A 21,426-nucleotide genomic window follows, 5' to 3' on the forward strand; every position below is an offset into this window, starting at 1 on the left:
CGGTTCTGCCTGAACCTAAAACACCCCGAAGTGGGGCTTCTGCACGACCACCTTCAAAGAAGGAGGACGTCGTCATTCTGCACGACCATCCGGGCTTTCGCCAGCCCGCTTATGCCTGTTTCATGCGCTTTTGCACGTCCGTGACCACCCGTCTCGCGCAATGTCACAGCCCGTTTTGCCTGGTACGTCCCGCTGTTCGGAACGTCCTGCCGATCTGGCGCCTGTCCACTGTCACACCGGACTCGATCGCGACACCTGTAGCAGGTGTGCACCCCTTCATCCCGCCTCCCGTCGGCCCCGCGGGCGATCCTGTTGTCCACAGGCCTGCTGCCGCTCTCCGGAATCTGTCCACAGGTGACCTGGTCCAGGGTCACCGGATGAATCATGTTCTGGCATTTTTCCGGGTGGGCCGGTGAGTGCCGTGGCGGCGTCGTCCGCTGTGCTCTCGCGGCGTCGGCTGCGGTCGGTCCCGACGCAGGCCTGTCCGGTCGTGCCGCTGGAGCTGGGGAAGCCACTCCAGCTGTCGAAGACGATGCGGGCCCGACTGCTCGCCGCGGTGCGGGCGCTGGTGACGTCTCCGGCGCTGGCCGGGGCGTCGGACGGTGCACGGCTGGCCTCGGTCGTGCTGACGGCGAAGGCGAAAGTCCGCAACGACTACCAGGCGAAGATCTGGGCGGCGGAGCTCGGTCGGTGGCTGGGAGTCTCCCAGTCGACGGTCGCGCACACGGTGCTGCCCGAGCTGCGCACTGCCGGGTTCCTCGGCTCGAACGTCGCGACGAACGCCTTCGGGCACGCGACGGGGCTGGAGTGCTGGGTGATCCCGATGTACCGGGCGCAAAAGGCCGGCGACCGGCGGCATGCGCTGGCGCTGTCCCGCTCGGAGCTGGCGGTGCTGCTGAGCCTGATCGAGGTGCTGTTCGGTCCGGGGTGGGCGCCAAAGGACAAGGAACCGGTCCCGGCCGGGCTGCTCGCCGGGCGTACGGGTCGGGGAGCTGCGACGGACCGGCTCGGGCTGCTGCTGATGGTGCTGACGACAGGTTCGGCGGGCTGGCTGCAGCTGTGCCCCGGTTCGGTAGACACGTCCCGGGGGCGTCCGGCCGCAACGGTGGCGCGGCTGCTGGGCTGCACGGCGGCGGCCGGGGCGAAGGTCCTCAAGCGGCTCCAGGAGCACGGCGTCGCGGACGTGGTGCGCAAGGAGACCGGCTCGGGCCTGAACGCGCAGTCGCGGGTGCGCTTGGTGCCGGTCGCCAAGGCCCACGGTGTGGCCGTGCGGGAGGCCCGTCGGGTCGCGGACGCCGTGTTTTCAGACCTCGCCGGTACTGCATCCAGAGATCTTGAGTCCGGCGAGACGGGCGAGACCCTTGTAGCGACTGGGATGGAGGGTGCCGGGCAGGACGGGATCGCAGGATTGGCAGACCTCGCCACTACTGCACAGCACCACGCTCTCCACGCTTCTGTGGTTACTTCTGCTGGTTCTCTCGTTCTCGCTGGTGGTTTTTCCGGCGAAGGCCGTCGTGGGAACCACGGTCTGCCGGACCGCGCGTGCCTGCGCGAGGACGGCGGCCCGCTCCGCGGGGAACAGCCGAAGGAGTTCCCGGTCGACGAGCGTGATGGGCAGCGTGCTGCCGGCGCCGGTGGCCGGCCGAAGGGCCCAGGGTGGGAAAAAGCGCAGCAGCAGCGGAGGGTGAGCCTGCCTGCTGATCTTCGTCTGCGGGTAGCCCTGGGGCCGGTGGCGTGGCTGTGGGAACGGCTGTCCGGGTGGCAGCAGGACCAGGTGGAGGCGGCTGTGAAGGCGGAGCTGGCGCAGCTGGCGGGCCTTGGTGTGGCGCCGGAGGGTGCACCGCGGCTGCTGGCCGACCGGCTCACCGACCGCTTGGAGGAGACCGGCGGCGAGGCCCGGGTCCACAAGCCGTTCCCCTGGCTGATCCGGCGGGGTCTGCCCCAGCGGCGCGCTTGCTCGCACCACAAGTGCGACGACGGAGTCCGGCTGGACACCGGGGAGGACTGCGAGAACTGTGGCAACGTCATCCACCTCCGTCGTGCCCGCCGTGCGCGGATCTGCGCAGACATCGACCGGGAGCTGCCCGGCCTGTCCGACGGCGAGCGGCGGCGCGTCCTTGAGGAGCGGCTGGGTGAGCAAGCGGCCATTGAGGCGGAGGATCTGGTGTGGCGGCGGGAGCAGGCCCGCGCGCAGCAGGCCCGCCGGGATGCTGCCCGTGCGGCAGCGGCACAGCGGGCGGAGGCCGAACGTGCGACCGCGGCCGCCGCCGACGCGGTGCGTCAGGCCCTGCCGTGCGGGGACTGCGGGCGGGCTCAAGCAGCCGGGCTGTGCGAAGTGTGCGACCACCGTCGTCAGACCGAGGCCCTGATCGGTGAGGCCGGTCTCCTCACGGCGGTCTGGTCTGCCGACCTGGCCGACCCGGGCAACGTCGCGGCCGTCGCCGCCGGGGCCCGCACGACGATCGGCCATAGCGTCGCCACCGTGTGGCAGGAGTTCCTGGAGATCACCGACATCGCCGTCCTGGAGGCCGATCCGGAGGCAGCGCAGGACGCGTACGCCTTCGCCGCGCTCCAGACCGCGCAGCAGGCCGTTCAGGATCACCAGGACACGGCCCTGGCGATGCTGGGACGGACCGAGGAAGCCGAAGCGGAGGCCCGGCGGGCGTACAAGACCGAACAGGGCCGCCACTGGTTCAAGCACAACCCCAATGGCGCCGACGCCATCGCGGCCGCGACCAGGGCCGCCGACACGGCCCGCGAGCGCGTGGCCAAGTACCTGCTCGCGACGCGACTGGAGCAGCTGCGCGGGCTCGCCCCGCGCACGGCCGGGGCGGTGATCGCATGACCGGTCTGAGCGGCATCGACCTCGCGCGCCAGGCCCTGGTCGCGGCCCGGAAGGCGGCGAAGAAGAACGGCGCCACCACCAAGAAGCCGAAGCGGCGCACCGGCACAGTCGTACGCCGCGACGGCCGCGAGCCGCTCGGTCTCGGCGCGGCGATCGGCAAGATGATGACCGAGCGCGGCATGGTCGCTCCGGCCGCCGGCGGCAGCGTCCTCGCTCAGTTCGACACCATCCTCGCCCGCCGGTTCTGGATCCGCCGCCGCTGCTCCGTCTGTGACGCGAAGGCTGGCCAGAACTGCACCGATCCGGGTGAGCCGGGCGGCAGGCGGTACGACGGAGACGACCACGACCCCGGCATCCGCCCGCTTCTGCCAGAACGTGATGTCTGCCTACGCCACCGCTCTTACGAGCTGGCCGCAGGCGCAGCCAGCTCGCTCCGGGAGACGCAGAAACGGCCAGCCTCAAACACAGCGTAGGCAGGCTTGGTTGTCAGTGCCGTCGTACACAATGACAACGTGTTACCTGGTAGTTGTTCTCAGGGGGTGCTGTGGACAGGCGCTTGATTCGCACCGCGGTGTTCGGCAGTCCGGATTCTGACGATCCGGCTCTCTGCCCGGAGACGCCTGATGAACTGGACGCGTTCCGTCTTGAGCACGCCGATGTCACCATCTGGTGCGGCACGATGTTCGAAGGCGGCTGCGGCCGGCGGCTTACCACCCGGCGATGCACGGACAAGATCTGCCACTTCGCCCATTACGGCACCAGCGACGAATCGGTGCGCTGCACGCGGACCGGACGCGGCAAGGACAGCGCCGACCACCTGTATGCCAAGGCCCACCTCGCGGCCTGGCTCCACGCCCAGGGCCTGACAGCCCAGTTCACCTACCCGGAGCCGCTCGGCTCCGCCGTCCTCATCCAGCTCGAGGACGGGCGCACCCTCCTGGTCCATCTCGACCGCAACCAGCCCGCGGACTGGAACGGTGACTCCTGGGAGATCATTCTCGGGCCGGGCGTCCGGGTGCCGACGAATATCCTCAACGAGCGCGGCTACGTGCAACGCCTCCGCTTCGAGGACCGGCCCGGCGGCGGCCGTGTCATGCGGTTCGGCACCGAACACCCCGGCCAGGGCACCACCTGGGACAGTCTCGACAACGTCACGCTGACGCCCAGAGGTCTGAATACCACCACCCGGCCTGACGCGGTACGCGCACCCTTGACCGACGCCCCGCGCCCGCAGCAACCGCCCGCTCCCGCCCGGCGCGCCATCACCGACATGGCTCCGCGCCCGAACGGGGCCAGCACCGGGCGTCAGGACGATGCCGTCAAGCTCGCCGTGATGCACCTCGACCGGGCCCTGCGCGAGCAGCCCGAGCTCCTCTACACCCGGGTGGGCGCCCTCAAGCGGCTCCTGGAGAAGGACCACCTCCCGGAAAACGTCGCCCGCCTCCGGCTGGCTCTCAAGCGCGGTCAAGAGGAACTGGACCAGCGCGCTCAGGAGCGCGAGTCGCTTTTGCAGCAGCTGCAGCAGACGCCCACCTATGCGCTGTTGGCCCAGGTCTCCAAACTGATGAACGACACGAACGTGTCAGCGGCAGAGCGCGAAGTGCATCGCCTCGCCCGCGAAAAGGTCAATGCCGAACAGGCAGCCCGGCGCCGCCAGCAGCAGGAGCAGAGCGCGGCACTACGCCGGCAGCGGGAGGCGGAGCAACGCGCGTGGCGAGAGCAGCACGCGTGGCGAGAGCAGCGCGTGCTGGCCCACCAGCAGGAGGAAGCGGAGCAGCGTGCGTTGTGGGAGCAGCGTGAGGCGGCCCGTGAGCGGGAGGAAGCTGAGCGCCGTGAACGCGCCGAGCGGGAGAAGGCCCGCCTGCAGGCCGCGGCGCTGCAGGCGGAGAGGGAGCACGCCGAGAAGATTGCCTACCTGGCCCCGTTCGTGTTGGGCGCGCTGAAGAAGGCGGCCCGCGAAGGACGCGTCACCACCTGGCTGGAGATACGTGAGCGGACCGGCCAGCGTGACCTGGTCCGCCTCAGCTACGAGGACCGGCTCAGCGTTCTGCAGGCCGTGGAGAAGAAGACCAAGCCTGGTGCTCCCCTGTGGTCAGCCATCCTCGCCGCGACGGGCACGCCGGAAGCGCTGAACCTGTACCGCGACCTCGCCGTACATCTTCGGCGCTCTGTGCCCGACGACGACACCGAACTGCTGGCCCAAACGACCGCAGACTGCGCCCGGCTCCGTCAGCAGTAGGCGGTCTCGAAGGCGCGGGGAAAAGGGAGCAGCCCTACGCGCGGCTATGGGCGGCGTGGAGCCAGGGCGGCGATACCGGCGAGCGTGTCCTGGCCGACCAGGTCGCCCGGCGCCTGGAGGACCAGGACCTCGGCTGCAGCCCGTGGGAGCGGTCGTGAGAGGCGCCTGGCTATTTGCCCTTGGCGAGCTGGTCGACGCGTGGGACGGACAGGCCGGTCTTCTCGGAGACCTTGGCGAGGGTGAGGGTCTGCCGGAGTTCGAGTACGGCCTGCTGCCGGACGGCCTTGGCCTGCGTCATGGGTTCGGCGATGGCCTTGGTGAGGGCGTCCTGGAGATCGCGTGCGGCCTTCTCCCGGGCGACGGGATCGGCGATGGCCGTGATGGCGGCGAGCGCCTCAGTGACGGCGGAGGTGCTGATCAGGTCGGTCGGCTTGATGGTCATAAGACGACTGTAGAGGCAATCGAAGATCCTTTTCTAGGGGCCCTATAAATTAGAAGTATCGCAAGAAGGAAAGACACCTTGAGAACTCAACAGAGGAGCCGGGAATGACGAACGAGATCCCCGCCGTGACCGTCGAGATCACCCGCTACGCGGTATCCCTCCACGGAGAGGGCGGAGTGTTCGCATCGATCAACGTAGAGCAGCAGCGCGGCAGCGGACGCTGGGCCATCAAGATGGACAACGACATGATGGACGCCGCACACGAATGGTCCTACGTACCACCCGCGTCCGAGCGTGACGACGAGTGGGTCGCCGCCCACCTGTTCGATCACGACACTGCGCTGGAGATGGCAAAGAAGGAAGTCGAACGGCAGGTACGCGAGGCATGACAGTGAGTGGGGTTCCTCCCGAGGCAAGCGGGAGGAACCCCACTCACTGTATGACACGCACCCTCACAGGCCAGGAGAACCCAGCAGTCCGGAACCGACCGGACGACTGCAGACCTGCTCCTCCATCACAAAGGGGGCACTATGGACACCAAGTCGACTTTCGCCGCCTACGGCGTCCACATCCCCGTCCAAGGCTCCGCCTGGCAGGAAACGGAACGCGTCGAACAAGAACTCGCCGCGCTCACCGACTGCCCCGACGTCAGCTATATGGCCGGCGGCGACGACACGCAGGAGCAGCTGTTCCTCGTCACCTACCGCCAGTACGTTCCGCCCGGCACGCACGTCAGCGCCGACGCCACGCCCGAGCACCGCTCGGTGTGGGATGCACAGATCGCGAGGGCGGCGACCGCGCTCGGCTTCAGCGACCTGGCCGGCGTGCACGACCCCTCCTGGCTGTGGATCACCGAGGTTTCCTGACCGCGCGTGCGCGGGAGGACCAGCCCGTCGGGGCTAACACCGGCGACGGGCTGCACCTGGTCGACGGCGAGGATGGCCAGCCGACCACGGCGCAGCGCATGACCCGCCGCGAGTACGCAAACCGCGTCGCTCCGCTCGGGGCTGACACCTGAGATCAGGCGGTGTCAAAACTTCGGACAGCAATTCCGGTTGTCTGGTCCGTTTCCACCGGCCTCCCTTGTACCTGTGCTTGCGAGCTGTCCTGGGAGGTCGCCGTGAGGCTTGTTCGCCTTTTTCAGCCCCATGGGCCGCTCAACGACCAGCCGTCGGATGCGCTGCCGTCCGTGGTTGCTGGTGTGCAGAGGCCCGTCGCCACTGATTGCATGCAGGTGGCAACTTTCGGTCAATGTTGCACGGCCAGAGCGGGGTGCTCGGCCGGGCCGTCACGGATGCGCCACGGGGTGCACATCATTCCTTCACTCTCTGTGCACGGTCGTTTCTCGGTCACGTCATGATCGGCATCTTGTATGGCGATCTTGTTGCATGCCTGAATGGTCCGTCGCGCGGCAGAGCAACCCGTTTAGCCGATGCGCCAGTTGTGTGCGGCAGGGGAGCGCCGTTGTCACGGGGGAGGGGGCTTCGTCATGCCGCAAACAGGGTCTGTTCGGCACGTCATGGCAGCGAGCAGCGATCCGTTGCCCGGTTCTTCGTCGAGGGCACTCCTTGCCGTCTCCGTTTCCGACGAAGGATGTTCTCGTGCGTCTTAGACGCTCCTCCAGATCGCCTGACGCACCGTCCGGCAGACCGTTCAGACAGCCCCGTGCCCAGGGCGGCCGTTCCCGACTCGGTGCGCGTACGCGAAGGGTGCGTGCCGCGTCCGGGCCTCTCATTCCGCTGGTCGCCATCGGCGCGGTGCTGGCCGGGCTGCTCGGCCCCCAGCCTCCGGCCGGCAACACGGTGCCCGGCAGCCTGGTCGGCGACAGCTACGACGGCTTCGACGCCGGTGCCGCCGAGCAGCTGCGTCAGGACCAGTGCCTCATGGGCGATTCCCTGCGGCTGGGCGGGCCCGCGATGGGCGCCCTCGCGCAGGGCGGCTTGAATCAGACGCCTGAGCAGTTGCGCGTCACGGCTGCCCGCGAGTACTGGAACCACACTCCGCTGGCCGCGGCATTCCAGCAGGACAGGGACGCGACCGGCCAGAACAGCGCGGCCTTGAACGCACGACTGACGGCATGGAAGGCGCCGCTGGCCGGTCTGTCGACGCCCGCGGGCTTCACCGACACCGGGTTCGCCTGGCCTCCCGGTGTGCCCAGCGGCAGCGGGGCGGACTTCTTCGACCAGGTCGGCTACTCCAAGTGGCTCGGGGAGCAGTACTGGAAGGACGAGAGTCTCTTCTACCAGGACCCCACCCCGCAGGCCGACGCGGCGACGGTCAAGGCGGTCAAGGACCTGGGCACCCCGCTGTACTCGGACGTGGATCCGAACCTGCCGAGCGATCAGTGGCAGCAGGCGTACGCCGAGAGTCAGGCGTTCGAGGAGCTGGTCGACGGCTACGACCCGATGAGTGCCGACGACGCCCGGCTCTTCCTGGCCGCGGGCGGCTTCATGCGCAGCGCCCCCATGCCGGGCAGCCTTGAATTCCGGCTCGCCGTGGAGGACTTGAAGACTCGGTTCGCGGCCTGCAGTTGGCGCAACCCCGTCGACCCGAGCAAGGTGCTGGGCCAGGTCGTCGCCACTGCCTCCGCCGAGTGGCAGCAGGAGATCACCGCGCAGGCCACCGAGCGCGGGAAGATCTTCTCCGACAACCGTCAGGCGACCACGGCGCTGGCCACCGGCGCGAAGGCGCTGGGCGAGTTGCTCGGTCAGTCCTGGATCGCCGACCGCCTCACCCGCTGGCAGGACTACTGGTCGGCCGGCGGCCCCGGCTGGGTCGGTGACAGCCCGATGGTCGTCCACATCCACGCCGCGTCCGACAAGTGCCTGGAAGTGGGCGGCAACTCGAAGGCCGACGGCGCGGTCGTCCAGATGTACACGTGCAACAGCGGCGCCAACCAGAAGTGGCAGATCGCCAACAACGCCCTGGTGAACGTCAGCTCCGGCAAGTGCCTGGACGTGAAGAGCTCCGGCACCGCTGATGGCACCGTCATCCAGCAGTGGACGTGCAACCAGAGCGGCGCCCAGAAGTGGGAGTACACCACCCGCGGCACCACCCGGCTGTACAACACCGGCACCGGCAAATGCCTGGACATGCACACCTACGCCAACAGCCAGGACGCCTGGACCTGGACCTGCAACGGCAGTGACCCGCAGAAGTTCGACATCGTGCCCTCCGGGCACAACGGCACCAGCGACGTCTTCTACCCCACCCAGGCCCAGTTCACCCAGGCCGCCAAGGGCATCACCGACGCCCGGGCCGCCGCCAAGACCCAGCTGGAGGTGCTGAGCAAGCAGGCGCAGAGCGCAGGCATCGCCGCCGTCGAGACCGACGAGCACCTCAAGGCCGCCTACGCCATCGCCGACCGCGACGGCGCTCCCCGCGGCCGGGCCCTGCTGGTGGGACAGCAAAAAGCCCAGGTGACCAAGGCGTCGGCCGCGGCGCTGACCGCCATGATGCAGGCCGGCCAGACCGCCGAGGCCGCCACCCGCGCCTCGGCCGGCGACAGCGCCACCATCACCGCCCGGGCGGTGACCCAGGCCGCCGCCACCCAGGCCGCGTTCCGCAACGCCGCCGCCAAGGCCTCCAGGGAACAGGCCAAGGCCTCGGCCGACGCCGCCGCGGTGCAGGCCAAGAACGCCAAGGACTCCCGCGACGCCGCTAAGACCAAACTCGCCGAGACAAAGGCTGCTGAAGCGGACGCCAAGGCCGCCGCGGCCACCGCGCACGCCAAACGGCTCGCCGCGGAAACCGAGGAAGCCACCGCGAAGGCCGAGAAGGCGACCGCCGCCCAGAAGCAGGCGGAAGCCGCCCAGCACAAGACCAACGCCCAGGCACAGGCGTCCAAGGCACAGACGGCCAAGGACAAGGCCGACACCGCCGACACCACCGCCACCGAAAAACGGCAGGGAGCCGAAACCGCCCGCGACAAGGCCAGAGACCTGCGGGACGACGCCTGGGAAGCGGAGAGCAAGGCCAACGCCAGCCGGGCCAAGGCCGATGCAAAGGAGGCCTACGCGCAGGCCAGCGAATCCGAGGACAACGCACACGAAGCCCGGCAGGCGGCCAATGAAGCCGATGCCGCCGCCGACACCGCGGAAACCGCCGCAGCCAGTGCACGCTCGGAAGCTGACCTGGCCACCCAGGCCGCGGCCGACGCCGACGCGGCGGCGACACGGGCCGAAGCCGCCGCCAAGCGCGCCCGCTCCGACTCCGACGACGCCCGGGCCGCGAAACTGAAGGCCGACGCAGCCGTGCGCACCGCGACCAGCGCGGCCGCGGACGCCATCAAGGCCTCCCGGAGTGCAGCCACCGCCGCCCGCACCGCCGACGAACTCGCCGACGACGCCGAAAAGGCCGCCGCCGACGCCAAGACACAGGCCGACGCATCCAAGAAGGACGCCGCCACCGCACTGGCCGGCGCGACCAAAGCCGCCGGATACGCCTACACCACCGCCCAGGCCGCAGTGGACGCCGGCAACTCCGCAGCCCAGGTCGCCGCACCGGCCAACGACGCCATCCAGCTCGGCTCCCCGTACATCACCAGCGACTCGGCCGCCGGACTCGCCGTCCTGACCGGCCAGTCCTCCAAGACGATCGCCGAACAGCAACAAGCCGTCGCCGACGCCCACGCGAAGAACGCGTCGGAGGCCGCCGCCCAGGCACAGAGCACGGCCAACGCGGCATCCGGCGACTCCAAAGCGGCCTACACGCTGGCCGCAGAGGCCGCCGCCTTCTCCGCGGCAGCCCGCGCCTCAGCTAAGGAAGCCCTCGGATACGCCGCAGAAGCCGCCACGTATGCGGCGCAGGCCACCCAGTCCCTCGCGCGCACCATCGAATACGACCAACAGGCCACCGAAGACGCCGCAGCAGCAGACCGGGCGGCGGGCCGGGCCGAGGGCTACGCCGACGACGCCCGCGACTCCGCGGACGAAGCCGCCCTCGATGCCGAAGCCGCCCGCAAAGCCGCAACCGAGGCAGAGCAGGCGGCCACGGACGCCCGCAAAGCCGCCGACCATGCCGCCATCGAAGCAGCGGCAGCCGAAGAGGCAGCCAAGGACGCCCAGAAGTACGCCGACTCAGCCCAGCAGGCGGCCGAGGAGGCCGAACGCAAGAAGAACGCCCAGCAGATCGAGACCGGAACCGTCGTCGACGAGGTCGGCACCTCCATCGGCAACATGTTCTACGTCACCGACCACACCGACCCGGTCGGCGATCCGAAGGTCGTGGAGAAGTCTGCCGGCTGCGACGGCTTCATCGACAAACTGTTCTACAAGGGCGACTGCACGATCACCACAGAGATCCGGTTCAAAGCCACTCTGGACCTGTACCTGTGCGAGGCCGAAGGCCTGTCCTCCGACGACCTCAACGAGACACGCTACGTGTGCCCCGCCAGCGCCACGGTGTACCTGGGAACACACCCGACCAAGGAGCTGTCCACCAAGGTCACACACACCATCACGATTGCCGAGTACCAAAGGGGCGTCGACCCGGTCGACATCCTGTTCGGCAGCTGGATCAAGTGCGTCCAGAAGATCGCCCCCGGCGGCGCGAACGGAAGCCTGAGCGGATGCGGCTGGGCAGCCGTGGACGTCGCGAGCCTGTTCGCAGGAAAGATTCTCAGGCCCATCGCCGACGCGGTCAAGGCGGTGGATGCCTCCGCCAGGACCGGCATTGCGTTTACCGACGCAATCAGGGGGCTGCGCGCACTCAGCTTGTCGGACGAGGCCGTCGCGGGAATCACCAGGGTGGCGTTCCAGAAACTGGAGAGCCTCTGCCTGAAGGACAGCTTCCCCGCTGGCACACGAGTTCTTCTGTCTGATGGCCGGTCCAAACCGATCGACGAAATCAACGTCGGCGACAAGGTACTTGCTACCGACCCGGATGCCAGCAGCACTCGCCCGGCATCTGTGACGGCGACGTTTTCCCACCCGGCTGACCAACTCCGTCAGATCAGCGTCGCCGGTGGGGGGAAGATCCTCACCACACCCGGGCACCGGATCTATGTTCCGGGCCGCGGCTGGGTAAAGGCATCCGACCTGCGGGCAGGCGATTCACTCCGCTCTGCGACCGGTACGCTGAACGCCGTCACGGGAATTCTTCCAGTGATCGCACCGCAACGGGTATGGGACCTGAGTGTTGCAGACTTGCACAGTTTTTACGTGCTCGCAGGCAGCACTCCGGTGCTCGTTCACAACGTCAACTGCGCCTCTTACATTGACGTCTACCCGAGCGGTCTCGGAATCATCGCCGACATCAATAAGGACGGACTCGTCTCGTTTGTCATAACCGCAGGTAAAGACACCCCCAAGGGTAGCGAGATGTTCAACGCCGCGCTCGCCCACTTCGGCGACGACGTCAAGGGCGTCAAGGCGTACTGGCAAAACGGCGGAGCGCTCAGCGACAACCTCAACTCCTTCAATGCGGCTATTAGAGGTGGCGCCTCTCTGGAAGAGGCGTCACTGGCCACATTCACTGGGAAAATGTCTTCGAGGGCAGGATTCACGCATGTAGAGATAATCGAGCTCAGAGGCCTACCTGGCAGCTACACAGAGGTAGGAGCTGTTTTCCGATGAATGAGAATCTCGCCCGCCTAACGAGATAATAGTATTGACGGGGTGGTCTCTTCTGGAGAAAACAGGAGAGGCCACCCCGCCATGGTTAGTCGATAGTGCCGGAAAAAAGGATTGCATTAGATGAAAGATCTAGAAGGAATCGCAAGCGAGCTGCAGAGAGCACACCTGGAAGGAAAGGATGCAGTGGAACTGGCGAATCTCTGCCGCGAAAAACTCGGTTCAGGATTCGGCGTAATCTCGTTCATTGCGACATTTCGTATCGCCTTCGACATTCCACTGCCTGCACTTCAGCGTGCTCAGGCATGGCATGGGTTCGAATTCGGAGAGGGAAGAATCTCCGACGATGAGTTTTCCACCATTCTAGCTCCCTGGCTCATGAAGTAACACAGCCGCAACATTGGCCACTTCCTCACAGTAGCCAATGTGACACACGGTGCGCGACGGACTGCGCCGTCGGTCACGCACGGAGCTGGGGGAGGAGGCGGCGAAGACCTACGCCAAGGAGATCGCCACGCTCGACAAGGCGATGCACGCCACCCGTACCCCCGACATCTTTGCCACCCGTACCCGCGGCGGCGGCAGCAAGGGTGGGACGACCGGCGACGTGGACACCGCCGACGCCGGCGGGGACGACGAGGTGCCGACCGGGAAGAAGGAGAAGGAGGACCGCAACTACGTCAAGGCGGTGTGCAAGTGCACCCCGCCCGCGGTCATCCGGGTTTCCCCGAAGACGCTGGAACGTCGCAACATCATGTGCGGCGACTGCATGGAGAACTTCGCGCCGGAGGAGTCCGCCTGATGATGATCTGTCAGCAGTACGACCCGGGGCCCGGCTTCGCGTTCGCCGTCGACCTGAACGAGTCGTCATGGAGTGCTCCGGACTTCTGGTGTCCATGCGCGTCTTGCTCTGCCTGATCGGGGCAGGGAATGGCCCGGTCAGGGCTATCGTTACGAGCGTTACGCTCGTATGTCAGGGAGGCGGTTATGGGCGAGTTGTGGACGGTGGAGCAGGCGGCGGCCCACTGGGGCGTGTCCGAGTCGCGGGCGCGGGCAATCCTGGCTAGCCGGCACATCCGGCGCGTCTCGGGCTATCCGGCCGAGGAGATCCGTCAGGTGCGGTTGCGTCAGGGCGCGCGGACCGACCTCCGCAAGGACTCTTGACTTGCGAGCGCATTGCTCGTAAGTTGCGGTTAGTCCCGTAGGCGTGAAGGAGGAAAAGAAATGGCTGATCAGCAGGCGTACCAGGTGAAGGTCGAGTACAAGCCGACCGGCGAGACGTACAGCCGATTCGCGGTGGCCACCAGCAAGACCGCGGCGGAGCAGCAGATCGCCAAGAAGCTCCCCAACGAGCCCGGCAGCCAGCACAGCCGCATGGTCAGCGGCTGATCTCGCAAGCCCATAGTGAGGCCCCCACGATTCCGTGGGGGCCTCACTGCGTTCTCTGCGGTTCCTCGCGCGGCCTCCAGCGTTTGGTGGTTGCGCAAGCCCCGGTCATCCCCTTCACGGGGGGCTGGGGCCCGCGGTGTTGGGCGAACATCCGCAGTGCCGTAGGAGAACAGCGGACTACGACCGGGGTTTGTTGGCCGCCGCGTAGATCTCGACAACGTCGCGTGCCTCCCAGGCCAGCCGGTAAGCGAGGACGACGACCTGGAGGATTTCAGCCGTGCTCGGCAGGTCCTCGTCGGGGAACTGAGCTCCGACGTGCCGGTAGTGGACTGTGTTGGCGACAGCGGCGACGCCGGCGGGCAGCAGTCCGTCCTTCTCGGCCCGCTGGTAGGTCTCCACGACGTTCGACGACCAGCTCCCCGGGATGTCGCCGTAGTAGCAGTGCGCCAGCTGCAAGGCGCCCACACGCAGGACCTCCCAGCTTGACGCGATGGCCTGCTTCGGATCGGTCGGCGCGACCGCGACCGCATCCTCAAGGCTCGGGCTGGTGGTGATCTCGGGGATGTCGGCACTGGTGCGCACGGAGGTGAGCCACTCGGGCACCGGCTGCGTTGTGTCCGGCCGCCCGCGGGCCGCCACCCACCGATCACGCAGATCGTCTGCGTCTGCGCCGAGTGCGGCGGCGAGCTGTTCCACCACTGGCCAGGTGGGCAGGCGCCGCCCCGCGAAGGCCTCGCTGATCGTGCTCTTGCCGTACCCGGTCCGTGCCGCCATGTGCCGCATGGAGGGCGCGCCCGCCGCGGCGTGCAACTGGCGGAGCTGGTGGGCGAAGGCCTCAACTGCGGTCACGGCTACCTCCGATGGTGCGGTTGTGCCCGCCCAGCGTAGAGGCGTCCGGTACCGCTGTCCGGCCGTGTCCGGCATCCGTCCGGACAGTGCCGCAACCGTGCCGAAGTCCTGTCCGGACACCAGCCGGACACGGTTTCGTTGACATTGCCGCGGCGAGCTACACGTCCCGCCGGGGATCGAAGCCGAGTGGGCCCGTGCCCGCGCGCAGGCCAAGACCAGGAAGAAGGCCGCCTGATGGGCACCCCGACGCAGCAGCCGGGGCCGTCCCCGGTACCGCCGACGCCCCAGTCGGGCGCGACGCGGGTGAAGGGCGCCACCGTACTCGGCGGAGGCGCCGCGATCGGCGCGCTCACCTTCGTGGGCGCCCCCTGGTGGGTGGTCGCCATCGCCGTGGTGCTCGCGATCGTGACGCCCGGCGCGATCCTCTTCGTCCAGGCCGTCGTCCCCCAGGACTCCGAGCACAAGCGCGACCTCTGGCTGGCTCTCATCCGGTTCCTGGAACGCCGCCGGAAACGCAGGGGGACCCGCCGGAACCGCCAGTGAGCGGCCGCCGGTGTCACCGGACGCCACCGCACCGAGGAAGGGCCCGACGGTCGCGACGACCCCGGGGCCTTCCAGTGCCGCCCGCTGTCCGTTCTCATCCAACCCAGTCGTCGTGCTCATCCGGAAGGGGTCCGCTGGCCAGGCAATGCCGGGGTTCTGCAACATACTTGTGGTGCAGTCGCCATGCTGCCTGGTATGACGAGCGATGGGACCCCTGCCAGCGAGCCAACACCCCGCAAGTGGCGGCTGTACATGACGTCCTTGATATCCACCGCTGTCTTGGCGGCGGGCGTATGGGCGTGGACGAAGGTGCCACCAGCGGATCCTTCTGTGAACCTATGGGCCTGGTCCGGGCCGAAGCTGACAGCTTCTGACCTCTATGGGGTCCTGGCCATAGGCGGGCCGTTGGTCGCCCTATTCGGCTTCATCGGCGTGCTGTCGAAGGTTGTTCGTCCTGCGCCGCCGGAGGCTTCCGAGAGCCGTGCGCGTGTGCGTGAGGCGGAGGAGTCGTTCGAGGAGTCGTTGCGGAGTGAGGAGCGGGGGAAGGAGCCGGGGCGCTCGTTGGCCACGTTGTGGGCGGTGACTCATGCCCGGCTGGACGACTATCACCGAATTGCGCAGGGGCAGGCGACGCGGTCGTTCCACAACGCGCAGTTGGCGATGGCGCTCGGATTCGCGTTGTTGGTGACGTTTGCGCTGGTGGCGTTGTATGCGAGTTCAACGGCCGGGGCGATTGTCGCGGGCGGACTCGGTACGGTGTCGGCAGGGTTGGCAGGGTTCGTGAGCCGCACGTTCGTGAGGTCGCAGGAGACAGCGGCGGGGCATCTCCGTGCGTACTTTGACCAGCCTTTGGAGTTTTCGCGGTATCTCGCAGCGGAGCGCCTGGTGGCATCGGTTGACCTATCGCCGGAACAGCGGGCGGAAGTCGTCGCGGCGATGGTGCAGGCGATGATCGCCGGGCCGTCTCCGTCGCCGATGCCTCTAGCGTCAGTAGATAGCTCCGGCCCAGCGTCATTGTCGGGGACAGGCAGGTAGGTGCAGCTCACGACGATGATCGTGGACTCGACGGACAGAGTGGTCGCCGCAGGTCCTGTCAGCCCTACACGCCACCTGACCGTAGCCACACGAGAACGCGGCCAGGATGGCCGTCTCAACGAAGTTAGTCCCTCCCTGTACAGCAGATCGAGGTCGACTGACTTCCTTGAGAATGGTCACCCGCATGCTGGAGCCCGGCGGCGCCCTCCGAATGGTCTATCTGGCCAGATAACCCGCGGGCCCCGGCAAGGGAGCCGGGGCCCGCGGGTTATGCGATTGCACCGCCGTGGTGCACCAAGTGCAGCACCTACGTCAGGGGGGTCAGGTGACCTCCCCCGGCGTCTCCGCCGGTCAGCATGCGGCCGGCGACGCGCAGGATGTCGGCGTGGTCGAACGCCAGGGTGCCATCCTCCTCGGCGCTACTCAGTTCCACCCACCGCACGTTCGCCGCGTCGTCGTCGGCCACCGCGACGGTGTCGGCGGGCACCCGGGCGAGGTAAGCGTCCGTGCTGTACCGCCCGCGCGGGTCGCGGCCGGGAGCGTCGTAGGTGCCGATCAGCGTCAGGTCGGCGGCGTCGACCCGGACCCCGGCCTCTTCGGCCAGCTCCCTGGCGGCGGCGTGCCGGGAGTCCTCGCCTTCGTCCAGGTGCCCGCCCGGCAGGGCCCAGCAGCCAGTGAACGGCTCCCAGCGGCGCTCGATGAGCAGCACCCGGCCGTCCGGGTCGACCGCCACCACGTCGGCCGTGTAGTGCCAGGCGTTCGCTCCGTCGGCGGGCGGCTGCTCGACCACGACGTCGACCGCCGCGGTGGTGACGGCGTACGTCGACTTGCCGGAGGCTCCGGGGCCGACCGCGACCAGCAGCGTGCCGGGGGTCAGGTCGAGGGGTGGGACGACCAGGAAGCCCGCGGTCGCCGTCATCCCTGCTCCCCGGTCAGCCGTTCCACGGCGGCGGCGAGTTCGCCGCGCTCGGCGGCCTCGTTCGCCTCGGTCAGCCGTCGCAGGGCGTCCACGACGGTGACCTTCGGGTCGACGCGGGCGGCCTCGGTGAGCGGCTGGTTCAGCGCTTCGTAGCCGGTGGTGTAGCCCTCGTGGTAGCGGCAGGGCCGGTCGAGTTCGCTGCAGGCCGGGCAGTTCTCCCAGTCGGCGGCGTCGTACGGCTCGATCTCCATGGGTACGGCGGTGGCGGGCAGCTCCAGCGCGGCGTGCGGCCGGGCCACGCCGAGGACGCGCTGGGACCAGTCCTCGGGCAGCGCGCGCACCTGCATGGCGAGCGCGGCCGCCACGGCGGGCTGATGCTCGGCAAGGCGCTGCCACAGGGTGTCCGCCGTGGTCAGTGCGTCGGGCGGTAACGACATGTCGTCTCCTTGGGGGTGTAGTGGGCGATCGTCAGAGGTGGTCGAGCGGCTCGGCGGCGAAGCTGTTGTCGGCCAACTGGCCGTCGGTGAGGGTGTAGCGGCGCTGATGGCCGTTGACCCAGGGCGTGATCGTGGTGCCGGTCGGCAGGGTGGTCTCGTACTGGACCGGCGAGCCGTCGGAGTTTTCGGTGCGCAGGAGCGTGAACTGCCGTACGCGCGGCGGTACGGCGTCGGCCGGGCGGCGGCTCCACAGCCAGGTGATTGCCGCGGCCGCGATCAGCAGCACTACCAGCAGTCCCTGGCCCACAGCGGTGCCGAGCAGGTCCAGGCCCTTGTCGAGGGCGAGGGAGACGAGGACGGGCATGACGGTTCACTCCTGCGAGATGACGGATGGGTCCGCCGGGCTGACGGACCGGGCCGACTCTCAGGGATCGGGGGGCTAGCCGCGCAACTCCCGTCTGAGCTGCATCAACTGCCCTGCTCGAAATCGCTGCTGCCGGGGTCCAGGGCGCGGGGGACGTCGTCCGCCGTCGCCCAGCCCGGCGGCACGTCGAGGCCTGACGGCGCCTCACCGGACCAGGGGCGCGCCGAGGACAGGAGCAGGTTCCTCAGCGCTTCACGGAAGACGGGCACGTTCTCCCCGGTCATCTCGTATCCCTTGGCCTTCTGCCAGGAGGGGTTCTCCGGGTCGTACACCACGGTGATGGGCGCCGAGGTGCCCTCCGGCCACCAGCCCTCGCGCACCCCGCGCGGGATGGCACGGGACAGGGCGATGGTGGGCCCGTTGAGCTTGCCGATGACGCTGCGCAGGGCGTCGGCGTCGGCGTAGCCGTCGCCGTCGATCACGACGATCTCGGCGAAGCGGCGGGCGCCGGCGGGGAGCGAGCGGAGGTAGCGTTCGGCGCGCTCGACCGTCCACTCGGTGTCCGCGGTGACGAGCAGTTCGTGGCGGTGCTCGGCGAGGAGGGCGAGCAGCTTGCGCTCGAAGGCCTCGGAGGCGCCTTCGATGGTGATCTTCATGATGCTCCTGTGGGCGGGTCGGGTGGTGCGGGTCAGGCTGCGGTGGCGTAGCGCTCGGGGCGGGCGCGCAGGGCGGTGAGGCGGCCGCGCTGCTGTCCGATGCCGAGGTGGGCGAGCGGGGTGTCGGCGTGCGGCCAGACGTCGAGGGCGCGGCGGGTGTACCGGCTCGGGGTGAGCAGCACGACGTCGGCGTCGGTCAGCCCCAGCTCGGCGACCTGGGCGCGCAGTTCCTCTGCGGTGACGCTGCCGGGGTCCTCCCAGGTGTGGTCGTACGGCTCGATGACCCGGTCCAGGGGCAGGACGCCGTGCAGCGCGCTGAGCACCAGGACGGTCCCGCCGCGGGCGGTGAGGGCGTCGGCGGTCCGGCGTGCGTGCGTGTGCGTCGTGCCGGTGTACAGCTCACAGGCCAGGGCGGCGTGGTCCAATTTGGGCCCCGAGCAGGGGATGACGACGACGGGCCCGCCCGGGAGCGGCGCCGCGGCCGGCACGTCGAAGAGGCTCAGCTGCTCACCGCGGGCCTCGTCGACCGGCCACCGTCCGGCGGCCGGGGTGGGTACGGGGGCGGCCTGGTCCAGCAGCCGGACGGCGTCGGCCGGGTTGTAGGCGTGACGGATGTCGACCCAGCCGTAGCGGCCGAGACCTCCGGCGATCGCGTCGGCCTGCTCCCAGGGCAGCTGAGCGGGGTCCGGTTCGGGCACGGAGGTGTTTTCCGGGCCGGTCAGTACGGCCACGATCGCGCGGAACACGGCGAAGCGCCAGGTACGGGCGTGGCAGCGGCGCCCGTGCGCCGTCAGCGCGCCGAAGAACGCGGCGTGCGCACTGTGCCGGGTCCAGCTCCCGTACATCCGGGCCGCCCAGGAGGCCAGTTCCTCGGCGTGTTCCAGGACCCTGGGCAGTGCGGCGGTGTAGCGGGCCACCTCCTCGGCGTCGCCGGTCACCCGCAGCGCCCGCCCGGCCCGGTCGAGGCGGCGGGCCCGCAGACCGAAGTGCGCGGCGACGGCGAGAGCGGCGACGGCGCGCTGGGGTCCCCGGCCCGCGGCGTACGGGAAGTCGAGACGGACCGCGGCGCGGCCACGGACGCGCAGCTGGAGGCGGTCCGCGTCGACGTGCCGCGCGCAGCGATCGGCATAGCGGACGGCCCGCTCCGGACCCCACCCGGTGTCCCACAGCGGGCGGCGGGCCCGGGTGCCGTCCGGGCGGCGCATCGAGAAGCCCTCGTTCCGCAGAGCGGCGTCCCGACGGATTCTGCCCCGGTTCTCCTTGTTCTGCATGAACCCGAGCATGCCGGAAGGAAGGGGGCTCCGTCTAGCTCCCGGAGAATCGTGGCGGAATCTTGCACCGTACGAGTGATGCGGTGTCCCGCCGTCGGCTCGGACGGCCGACGACGGCGAGGTCGACGGGCATCGGCCCGCGCGGAGGGGAAGCGGTACCGCGAGGGCGTCGAGGTTTCGTACCGGCACCCCAGGCAGGCGGATGGCCCCTGGCTCCGCGCCATAACCGCTACTTGAGCTTGAGAGGGGCGACGTATTCCACGGCGATCTGGGACTTACTGACACCGCCCATGCTTGCGCCACTGAGGCTCGGCGGAAACGCAGGGCAGGCCTTCGGGAGAAATAAAAAATCCCCTGCCCGAAGGTCAGAGGATTTTGTGTCGCAGTGATATTTTTCCTACTCGTTCGTACTGCTCGGCTTCCGGAGCAATTTGATCAGCCCCGCGCACGCCGCACCCAGGAGCCCGGTCGCCGCGGCTGCACCTCCCAGCATCGGGCCGTTGAACTGGATCAATTCCCAGACCATGACGGTCCCCGCCCCTCCGGTCCCCAGGCCCAGTACGCCCGCGACTCCCCATGCCCCGCCCCGCGCTGTACGGCTGTACGGGCAATTCGGGTCCGCACACGAAAACGCCATTGAAAACCCCTTAGATTCCGCCCCCGAAAGCCCATTTTTGAGCAGGGGAAAGCAGCTTAGAAATTCCGTGTTGAAGAAGAGCCTGCGTGAAACCGTCGCAAGCTTGCCGAGCTTGCTTCCCGCCCGGCGTGACGGAATGCCGGTACTTAACCACATGCCGATTACCGGAATCACCTCGTGTCGCCACTTGGCGAGAATCCAGTCACTCTCGGTAACACGCCGCATGATAAGCAGGCATTTATCCGGAAATAGTCTGCACAACTACGGGTGGCCAGGAAGTTGTTTATGAGAAGGAACCAACCAGGGATAAGTTAAGCAAAGTTGGTTGGCAACTTTCCTCGCTGTGGCCGCGGGGCTGCGGGTCGGCGAGACCGCTACAGCGACAGATCTGCCAGCTCAGACACAGACCGGCGCAGGAACGAGGTGCAGACGGTACGGGGCGTTGCTGTGCGGCACGGCGGGCCTGTTCGGCGGCGAGCCGTCGGGGTCTTGCGCCGCATCCGTTCGCCGAAGGCCTCGGGCTCGGTGATGCCGGCGACGGCCGCAGCTTCGGTCCAGGTGCCGCCCTCGCCGTATGCGTACGCGAGCACGACCTGCCGCTCGGCGACATTGAGGTTGTGCAGCATCGCCTGGATGCGCTGGTCCGTGAAGTCCGTGGCCGTCACCTGGTCCAGCACGTCGACGTCGGCGGCAACCAGGTCGTACAGCGACAGACCGTCGCCGAGCGCCGCGTCCAGGGACAGCACCCGGCCGTGGCGGGTCCGCCTCCGCCAGAGCGGCACCAGCTGCCGGTGGATCGTGCGGACCTCCGCCTTCAGCGCGCCTAGTGCGGTCACCGGCAGGTATCCGGTCTCCCACAGGGCCCTGTGCCAGTTCCCGATCAGGGCCGTCCCCACCGCCTCCCGCCACTCAGGGCCCCCGGCAGCGTGAGGGCTCGCATGGCGACTCCGTCCAACGTGTCGTCATCGGTGCTGTCCTTCAATGCCCTGACGCTCGTTGCCACAACGCCTACCAGGTCGGGACGGCTCCCCGGTTCGCGTGCTTGAAGCGGGGTCGCAGGGTCGTCACACAGGCGCACCCCGTCATCGGCGATCGTGACCTTCAACATCGACGGACGAGTGGCCAGCGGGAGTCCCTCGGGAGGGGTGCCGTGATACCAGCTGGTGGAGGGGCTAAAGGGAGACAAGGTGGTGTGCTCCTTCGGGTGTTGGTGCCTTCCTCCCTCGGT

The 21,426-nt window shown here is 68.6% G+C and carries 20 protein-coding genes; 12 read left to right on the forward strand and 8 right to left on the reverse strand.

The window, feature by feature from the left end; all coding sequences use genetic code 11:
• Window positions 1-412: 412 nt before the first annotated feature.
• The 3 genes from K3769_RS03115 (at window position 413) to K3769_RS03125 (ending at window position 5,084) form a co-directional block, all read left to right on the forward strand.
• Entirely contained in the window at window positions 413-2,845 is a 2,433-nt protein-coding gene (locus tag K3769_RS03115; protein ID WP_267024897.1) for a hypothetical protein, read from the forward strand.
• The gene (locus K3769_RS03120; protein WP_267024898.1) at window positions 2,842-3,318 is read left to right on the forward strand and encodes a DciA family protein; all 477 of its coding nucleotides are present in this window, start codon (window positions 2,842-2,844) and stop codon (window positions 3,316-3,318) included. The genes K3769_RS03115 and K3769_RS03120 overlap by 4 nt, the downstream gene beginning before the upstream one ends.
• 83 nt (window positions 3,319-3,401) lie before the next feature.
• The gene (locus K3769_RS03125; RefSeq protein WP_267024899.1) at window positions 3,402-5,084 is read left to right on the forward strand and encodes a hypothetical protein; all 1,683 of its coding nucleotides are present in this window, start codon (window positions 3,402-3,404) and stop codon (window positions 5,082-5,084) included.
• Between the two features lie 169 nt (window positions 5,085-5,253).
• On the opposite strand, the gene K3769_RS03130 is transcribed toward K3769_RS03125, so the two are convergent.
• Window positions 5,254-5,526 carry a hypothetical protein gene (locus K3769_RS03130; protein WP_267024900.1) on the reverse strand — a complete coding sequence of 91 codons (273 nt, stop codon included), beginning with the start codon at window positions 5,524-5,526 and terminating at the stop codon, window positions 5,254-5,256.
• A 104-nt stretch (window positions 5,527-5,630) separates the two neighbouring features.
• On the opposite strand from K3769_RS03130, the gene K3769_RS03135 reads away from it, so the two are divergent.
• The 7 genes from K3769_RS03135 to K3769_RS03165 all read left to right on the forward strand — a co-directional run bounded on the left by K3769_RS03135 (window position 5,631) and on the right by K3769_RS03165 (window position 13,487).
• The gene (locus K3769_RS03135) at window positions 5,631-5,915 is read left to right on the forward strand and encodes a hypothetical protein (RefSeq protein ID WP_267024901.1); all 285 of its coding nucleotides are present in this window, start codon (window positions 5,631-5,633) and stop codon (window positions 5,913-5,915) included.
• A 141-nt stretch (window positions 5,916-6,056) separates the two neighbouring features.
• On the forward strand, window positions 6,057-6,392 hold the full coding sequence (locus K3769_RS03140) for a hypothetical protein (RefSeq protein WP_267024902.1): 336 nt from the start codon (window positions 6,057-6,059) through the stop codon (window positions 6,390-6,392).
• Window positions 6,393-7,235: 843 nt separating this feature from the next.
• The gene (locus K3769_RS03145; RefSeq protein ID WP_267024903.1) at window positions 7,236-12,101 is read left to right on the forward strand and encodes an RICIN domain-containing protein; all 4,866 of its coding nucleotides are present in this window, start codon (window positions 7,236-7,238) and stop codon (window positions 12,099-12,101) included.
• A gap of 120 nt (window positions 12,102-12,221) precedes the next feature.
• Complete coding sequence (locus K3769_RS03150) at window positions 12,222-12,485, forward strand: hypothetical protein (RefSeq protein ID WP_267024904.1); 264 nt, start codon at window positions 12,222-12,224, stop codon at window positions 12,483-12,485.
• A gap of 49 nt (window positions 12,486-12,534) precedes the next feature.
• Window positions 12,535-12,900: a hypothetical protein gene (locus K3769_RS03155; RefSeq protein WP_267024905.1), complete on the forward strand. Its 366-nt coding sequence runs from the start codon at window positions 12,535-12,537 to the stop codon at window positions 12,898-12,900.
• A gap of 185 nt (window positions 12,901-13,085) precedes the next feature.
• Window positions 13,086-13,262 carry a hypothetical protein gene (locus tag K3769_RS03160; protein ID WP_267024906.1) on the forward strand — a complete coding sequence of 59 codons (177 nt, stop codon included), beginning with the start codon at window positions 13,086-13,088 and terminating at the stop codon, window positions 13,260-13,262.
• A gap of 60 nt (window positions 13,263-13,322) precedes the next feature.
• Entirely contained in the window at window positions 13,323-13,487 is a 165-nt protein-coding gene (locus K3769_RS03165) for a hypothetical protein (RefSeq protein ID WP_267024907.1), read from the forward strand.
• Window positions 13,488-13,664: 177 nt separating this feature from the next.
• On the opposite strand, the gene K3769_RS03170 is transcribed toward K3769_RS03165, so the two are convergent.
• On the reverse strand, window positions 13,665-14,336 hold the full coding sequence (locus tag K3769_RS03170) for a helix-turn-helix domain-containing protein (RefSeq protein ID WP_267024908.1): 672 nt from the start codon (window positions 14,334-14,336) through the stop codon (window positions 13,665-13,667).
• A gap of 234 nt (window positions 14,337-14,570) precedes the next feature.
• On the opposite strand from K3769_RS03170, the gene K3769_RS03175 reads away from it, so the two are divergent.
• Window positions 14,571-14,879: a hypothetical protein gene (locus tag K3769_RS03175; protein WP_267024909.1), complete on the forward strand. Its 309-nt coding sequence runs from the start codon at window positions 14,571-14,573 to the stop codon at window positions 14,877-14,879.
• A gap of 195 nt (window positions 14,880-15,074) precedes the next feature.
• Window positions 15,075-15,914: a hypothetical protein gene (locus tag K3769_RS03180; protein ID WP_267024910.1), complete on the forward strand. Its 840-nt coding sequence runs from the start codon at window positions 15,075-15,077 to the stop codon at window positions 15,912-15,914.
• A gap of 307 nt (window positions 15,915-16,221) precedes the next feature.
• Here the strand turns inward: K3769_RS03180 and K3769_RS03185 are convergent, their stop codons facing one another.
• The 6 genes from K3769_RS03185 to K3769_RS03210 form a co-directional block, all read right to left on the reverse strand.
• On the reverse strand, window positions 16,222-16,833 hold the full coding sequence (locus K3769_RS03185; RefSeq protein ID WP_282566099.1) for an NUDIX hydrolase: 612 nt from the start codon (window positions 16,831-16,833) through the stop codon (window positions 16,222-16,224).
• A complete protein-coding gene (locus K3769_RS03190; RefSeq protein ID WP_267024911.1) occupies window positions 16,830-17,270 on the reverse strand; it encodes a hypothetical protein in 441 nt (146 codons plus the stop codon). Before K3769_RS03190 ends, K3769_RS03185 begins: the two co-directional genes overlap by 4 nt.
• Before the next feature lie 31 nt (window positions 17,271-17,301).
• On the reverse strand, window positions 17,302-17,634 hold the full coding sequence (locus K3769_RS03195) for a hypothetical protein (protein WP_267024912.1): 333 nt from the start codon (window positions 17,632-17,634) through the stop codon (window positions 17,302-17,304).
• 104 nt (window positions 17,635-17,738) lie between these two features.
• A complete protein-coding gene (locus K3769_RS03200; RefSeq protein WP_267024913.1) occupies window positions 17,739-18,290 on the reverse strand; it encodes a hypothetical protein in 552 nt (183 codons plus the stop codon).
• A 32-nt stretch (window positions 18,291-18,322) separates the two neighbouring features.
• The gene (locus K3769_RS03205) at window positions 18,323-19,561 is read right to left on the reverse strand and encodes a DUF6884 domain-containing protein (protein ID WP_267024914.1); all 1,239 of its coding nucleotides are present in this window, start codon (window positions 19,559-19,561) and stop codon (window positions 18,323-18,325) included.
• 1,011 nt (window positions 19,562-20,572) lie between these two features.
• Window positions 20,573-21,094: a hypothetical protein gene (locus K3769_RS03210; protein ID WP_267024915.1), complete on the reverse strand. Its 522-nt coding sequence runs from the start codon at window positions 21,092-21,094 to the stop codon at window positions 20,573-20,575.
• Window positions 21,095-21,426 lie beyond the last annotated feature (332 nt).

Origin of the sequence: Streptomyces ortus (assembly GCF_026341275.1) — a bacterium.
Taxonomy (GTDB): domain Bacteria; phylum Actinomycetota; class Actinomycetes; order Streptomycetales; family Streptomycetaceae; genus Streptomyces; species Streptomyces ortus.

What these genes read in the sequence shown, in the direction of transcription:
- K3769_RS03120 (WP_267024898.1), top strand. Translation starts at nt 2,842, where the DNA reads ATGACCGGTCTGAGCGGCATCGACCTCGCGCGCCAGGCCCTGGTCGCG.
- K3769_RS03130 (WP_267024900.1), bottom strand. Translation starts at nt 5,526, where the DNA reads ATGACCATCAAGCCGACCGACCTGATCAGCACCTCCGCCGTCACTGAG.
- K3769_RS03135 (WP_267024901.1), top strand. Translation starts at nt 5,631, where the DNA reads ATGACGAACGAGATCCCCGCCGTGACCGTCGAGATCACCCGCTACGCG.
- K3769_RS03140 (WP_267024902.1), top strand. Translation starts at nt 6,057, where the DNA reads ATGGACACCAAGTCGACTTTCGCCGCCTACGGCGTCCACATCCCCGTC.
- K3769_RS03150 (WP_267024904.1), top strand. Translation starts at nt 12,222, where the DNA reads ATGAAAGATCTAGAAGGAATCGCAAGCGAGCTGCAGAGAGCACACCTG.
- K3769_RS03160 (WP_267024906.1), top strand. Translation starts at nt 13,086, where the DNA reads ATGGGCGAGTTGTGGACGGTGGAGCAGGCGGCGGCCCACTGGGGCGTG.
- K3769_RS03165 (WP_267024907.1), top strand. Translation starts at nt 13,323, where the DNA reads ATGGCTGATCAGCAGGCGTACCAGGTGAAGGTCGAGTACAAGCCGACC.
- K3769_RS03175 (WP_267024909.1), top strand. Translation starts at nt 14,571, where the DNA reads ATGGGCACCCCGACGCAGCAGCCGGGGCCGTCCCCGGTACCGCCGACG.
- K3769_RS03180 (WP_267024910.1), top strand. Translation starts at nt 15,075, where the DNA reads ATGACGAGCGATGGGACCCCTGCCAGCGAGCCAACACCCCGCAAGTGG.
- K3769_RS03185 (WP_282566099.1), bottom strand. Translation starts at nt 16,833, where the DNA reads ATGACGGCGACCGCGGGCTTCCTGGTCGTCCCACCCCTCGACCTGACC.
- K3769_RS03190 (WP_267024911.1), bottom strand. Translation starts at nt 17,270, where the DNA reads ATGTCGTTACCGCCCGACGCACTGACCACGGCGGACACCCTGTGGCAG.
- K3769_RS03195 (WP_267024912.1), bottom strand. Translation starts at nt 17,634, where the DNA reads ATGCCCGTCCTCGTCTCCCTCGCCCTCGACAAGGGCCTGGACCTGCTC.
- K3769_RS03200 (WP_267024913.1), bottom strand. Translation starts at nt 18,290, where the DNA reads ATGAAGATCACCATCGAAGGCGCCTCCGAGGCCTTCGAGCGCAAGCTG.
- K3769_RS03205 (WP_267024914.1), bottom strand. Translation starts at nt 19,561, where the DNA reads ATGCAGAACAAGGAGAACCGGGGCAGAATCCGTCGGGACGCCGCTCTG.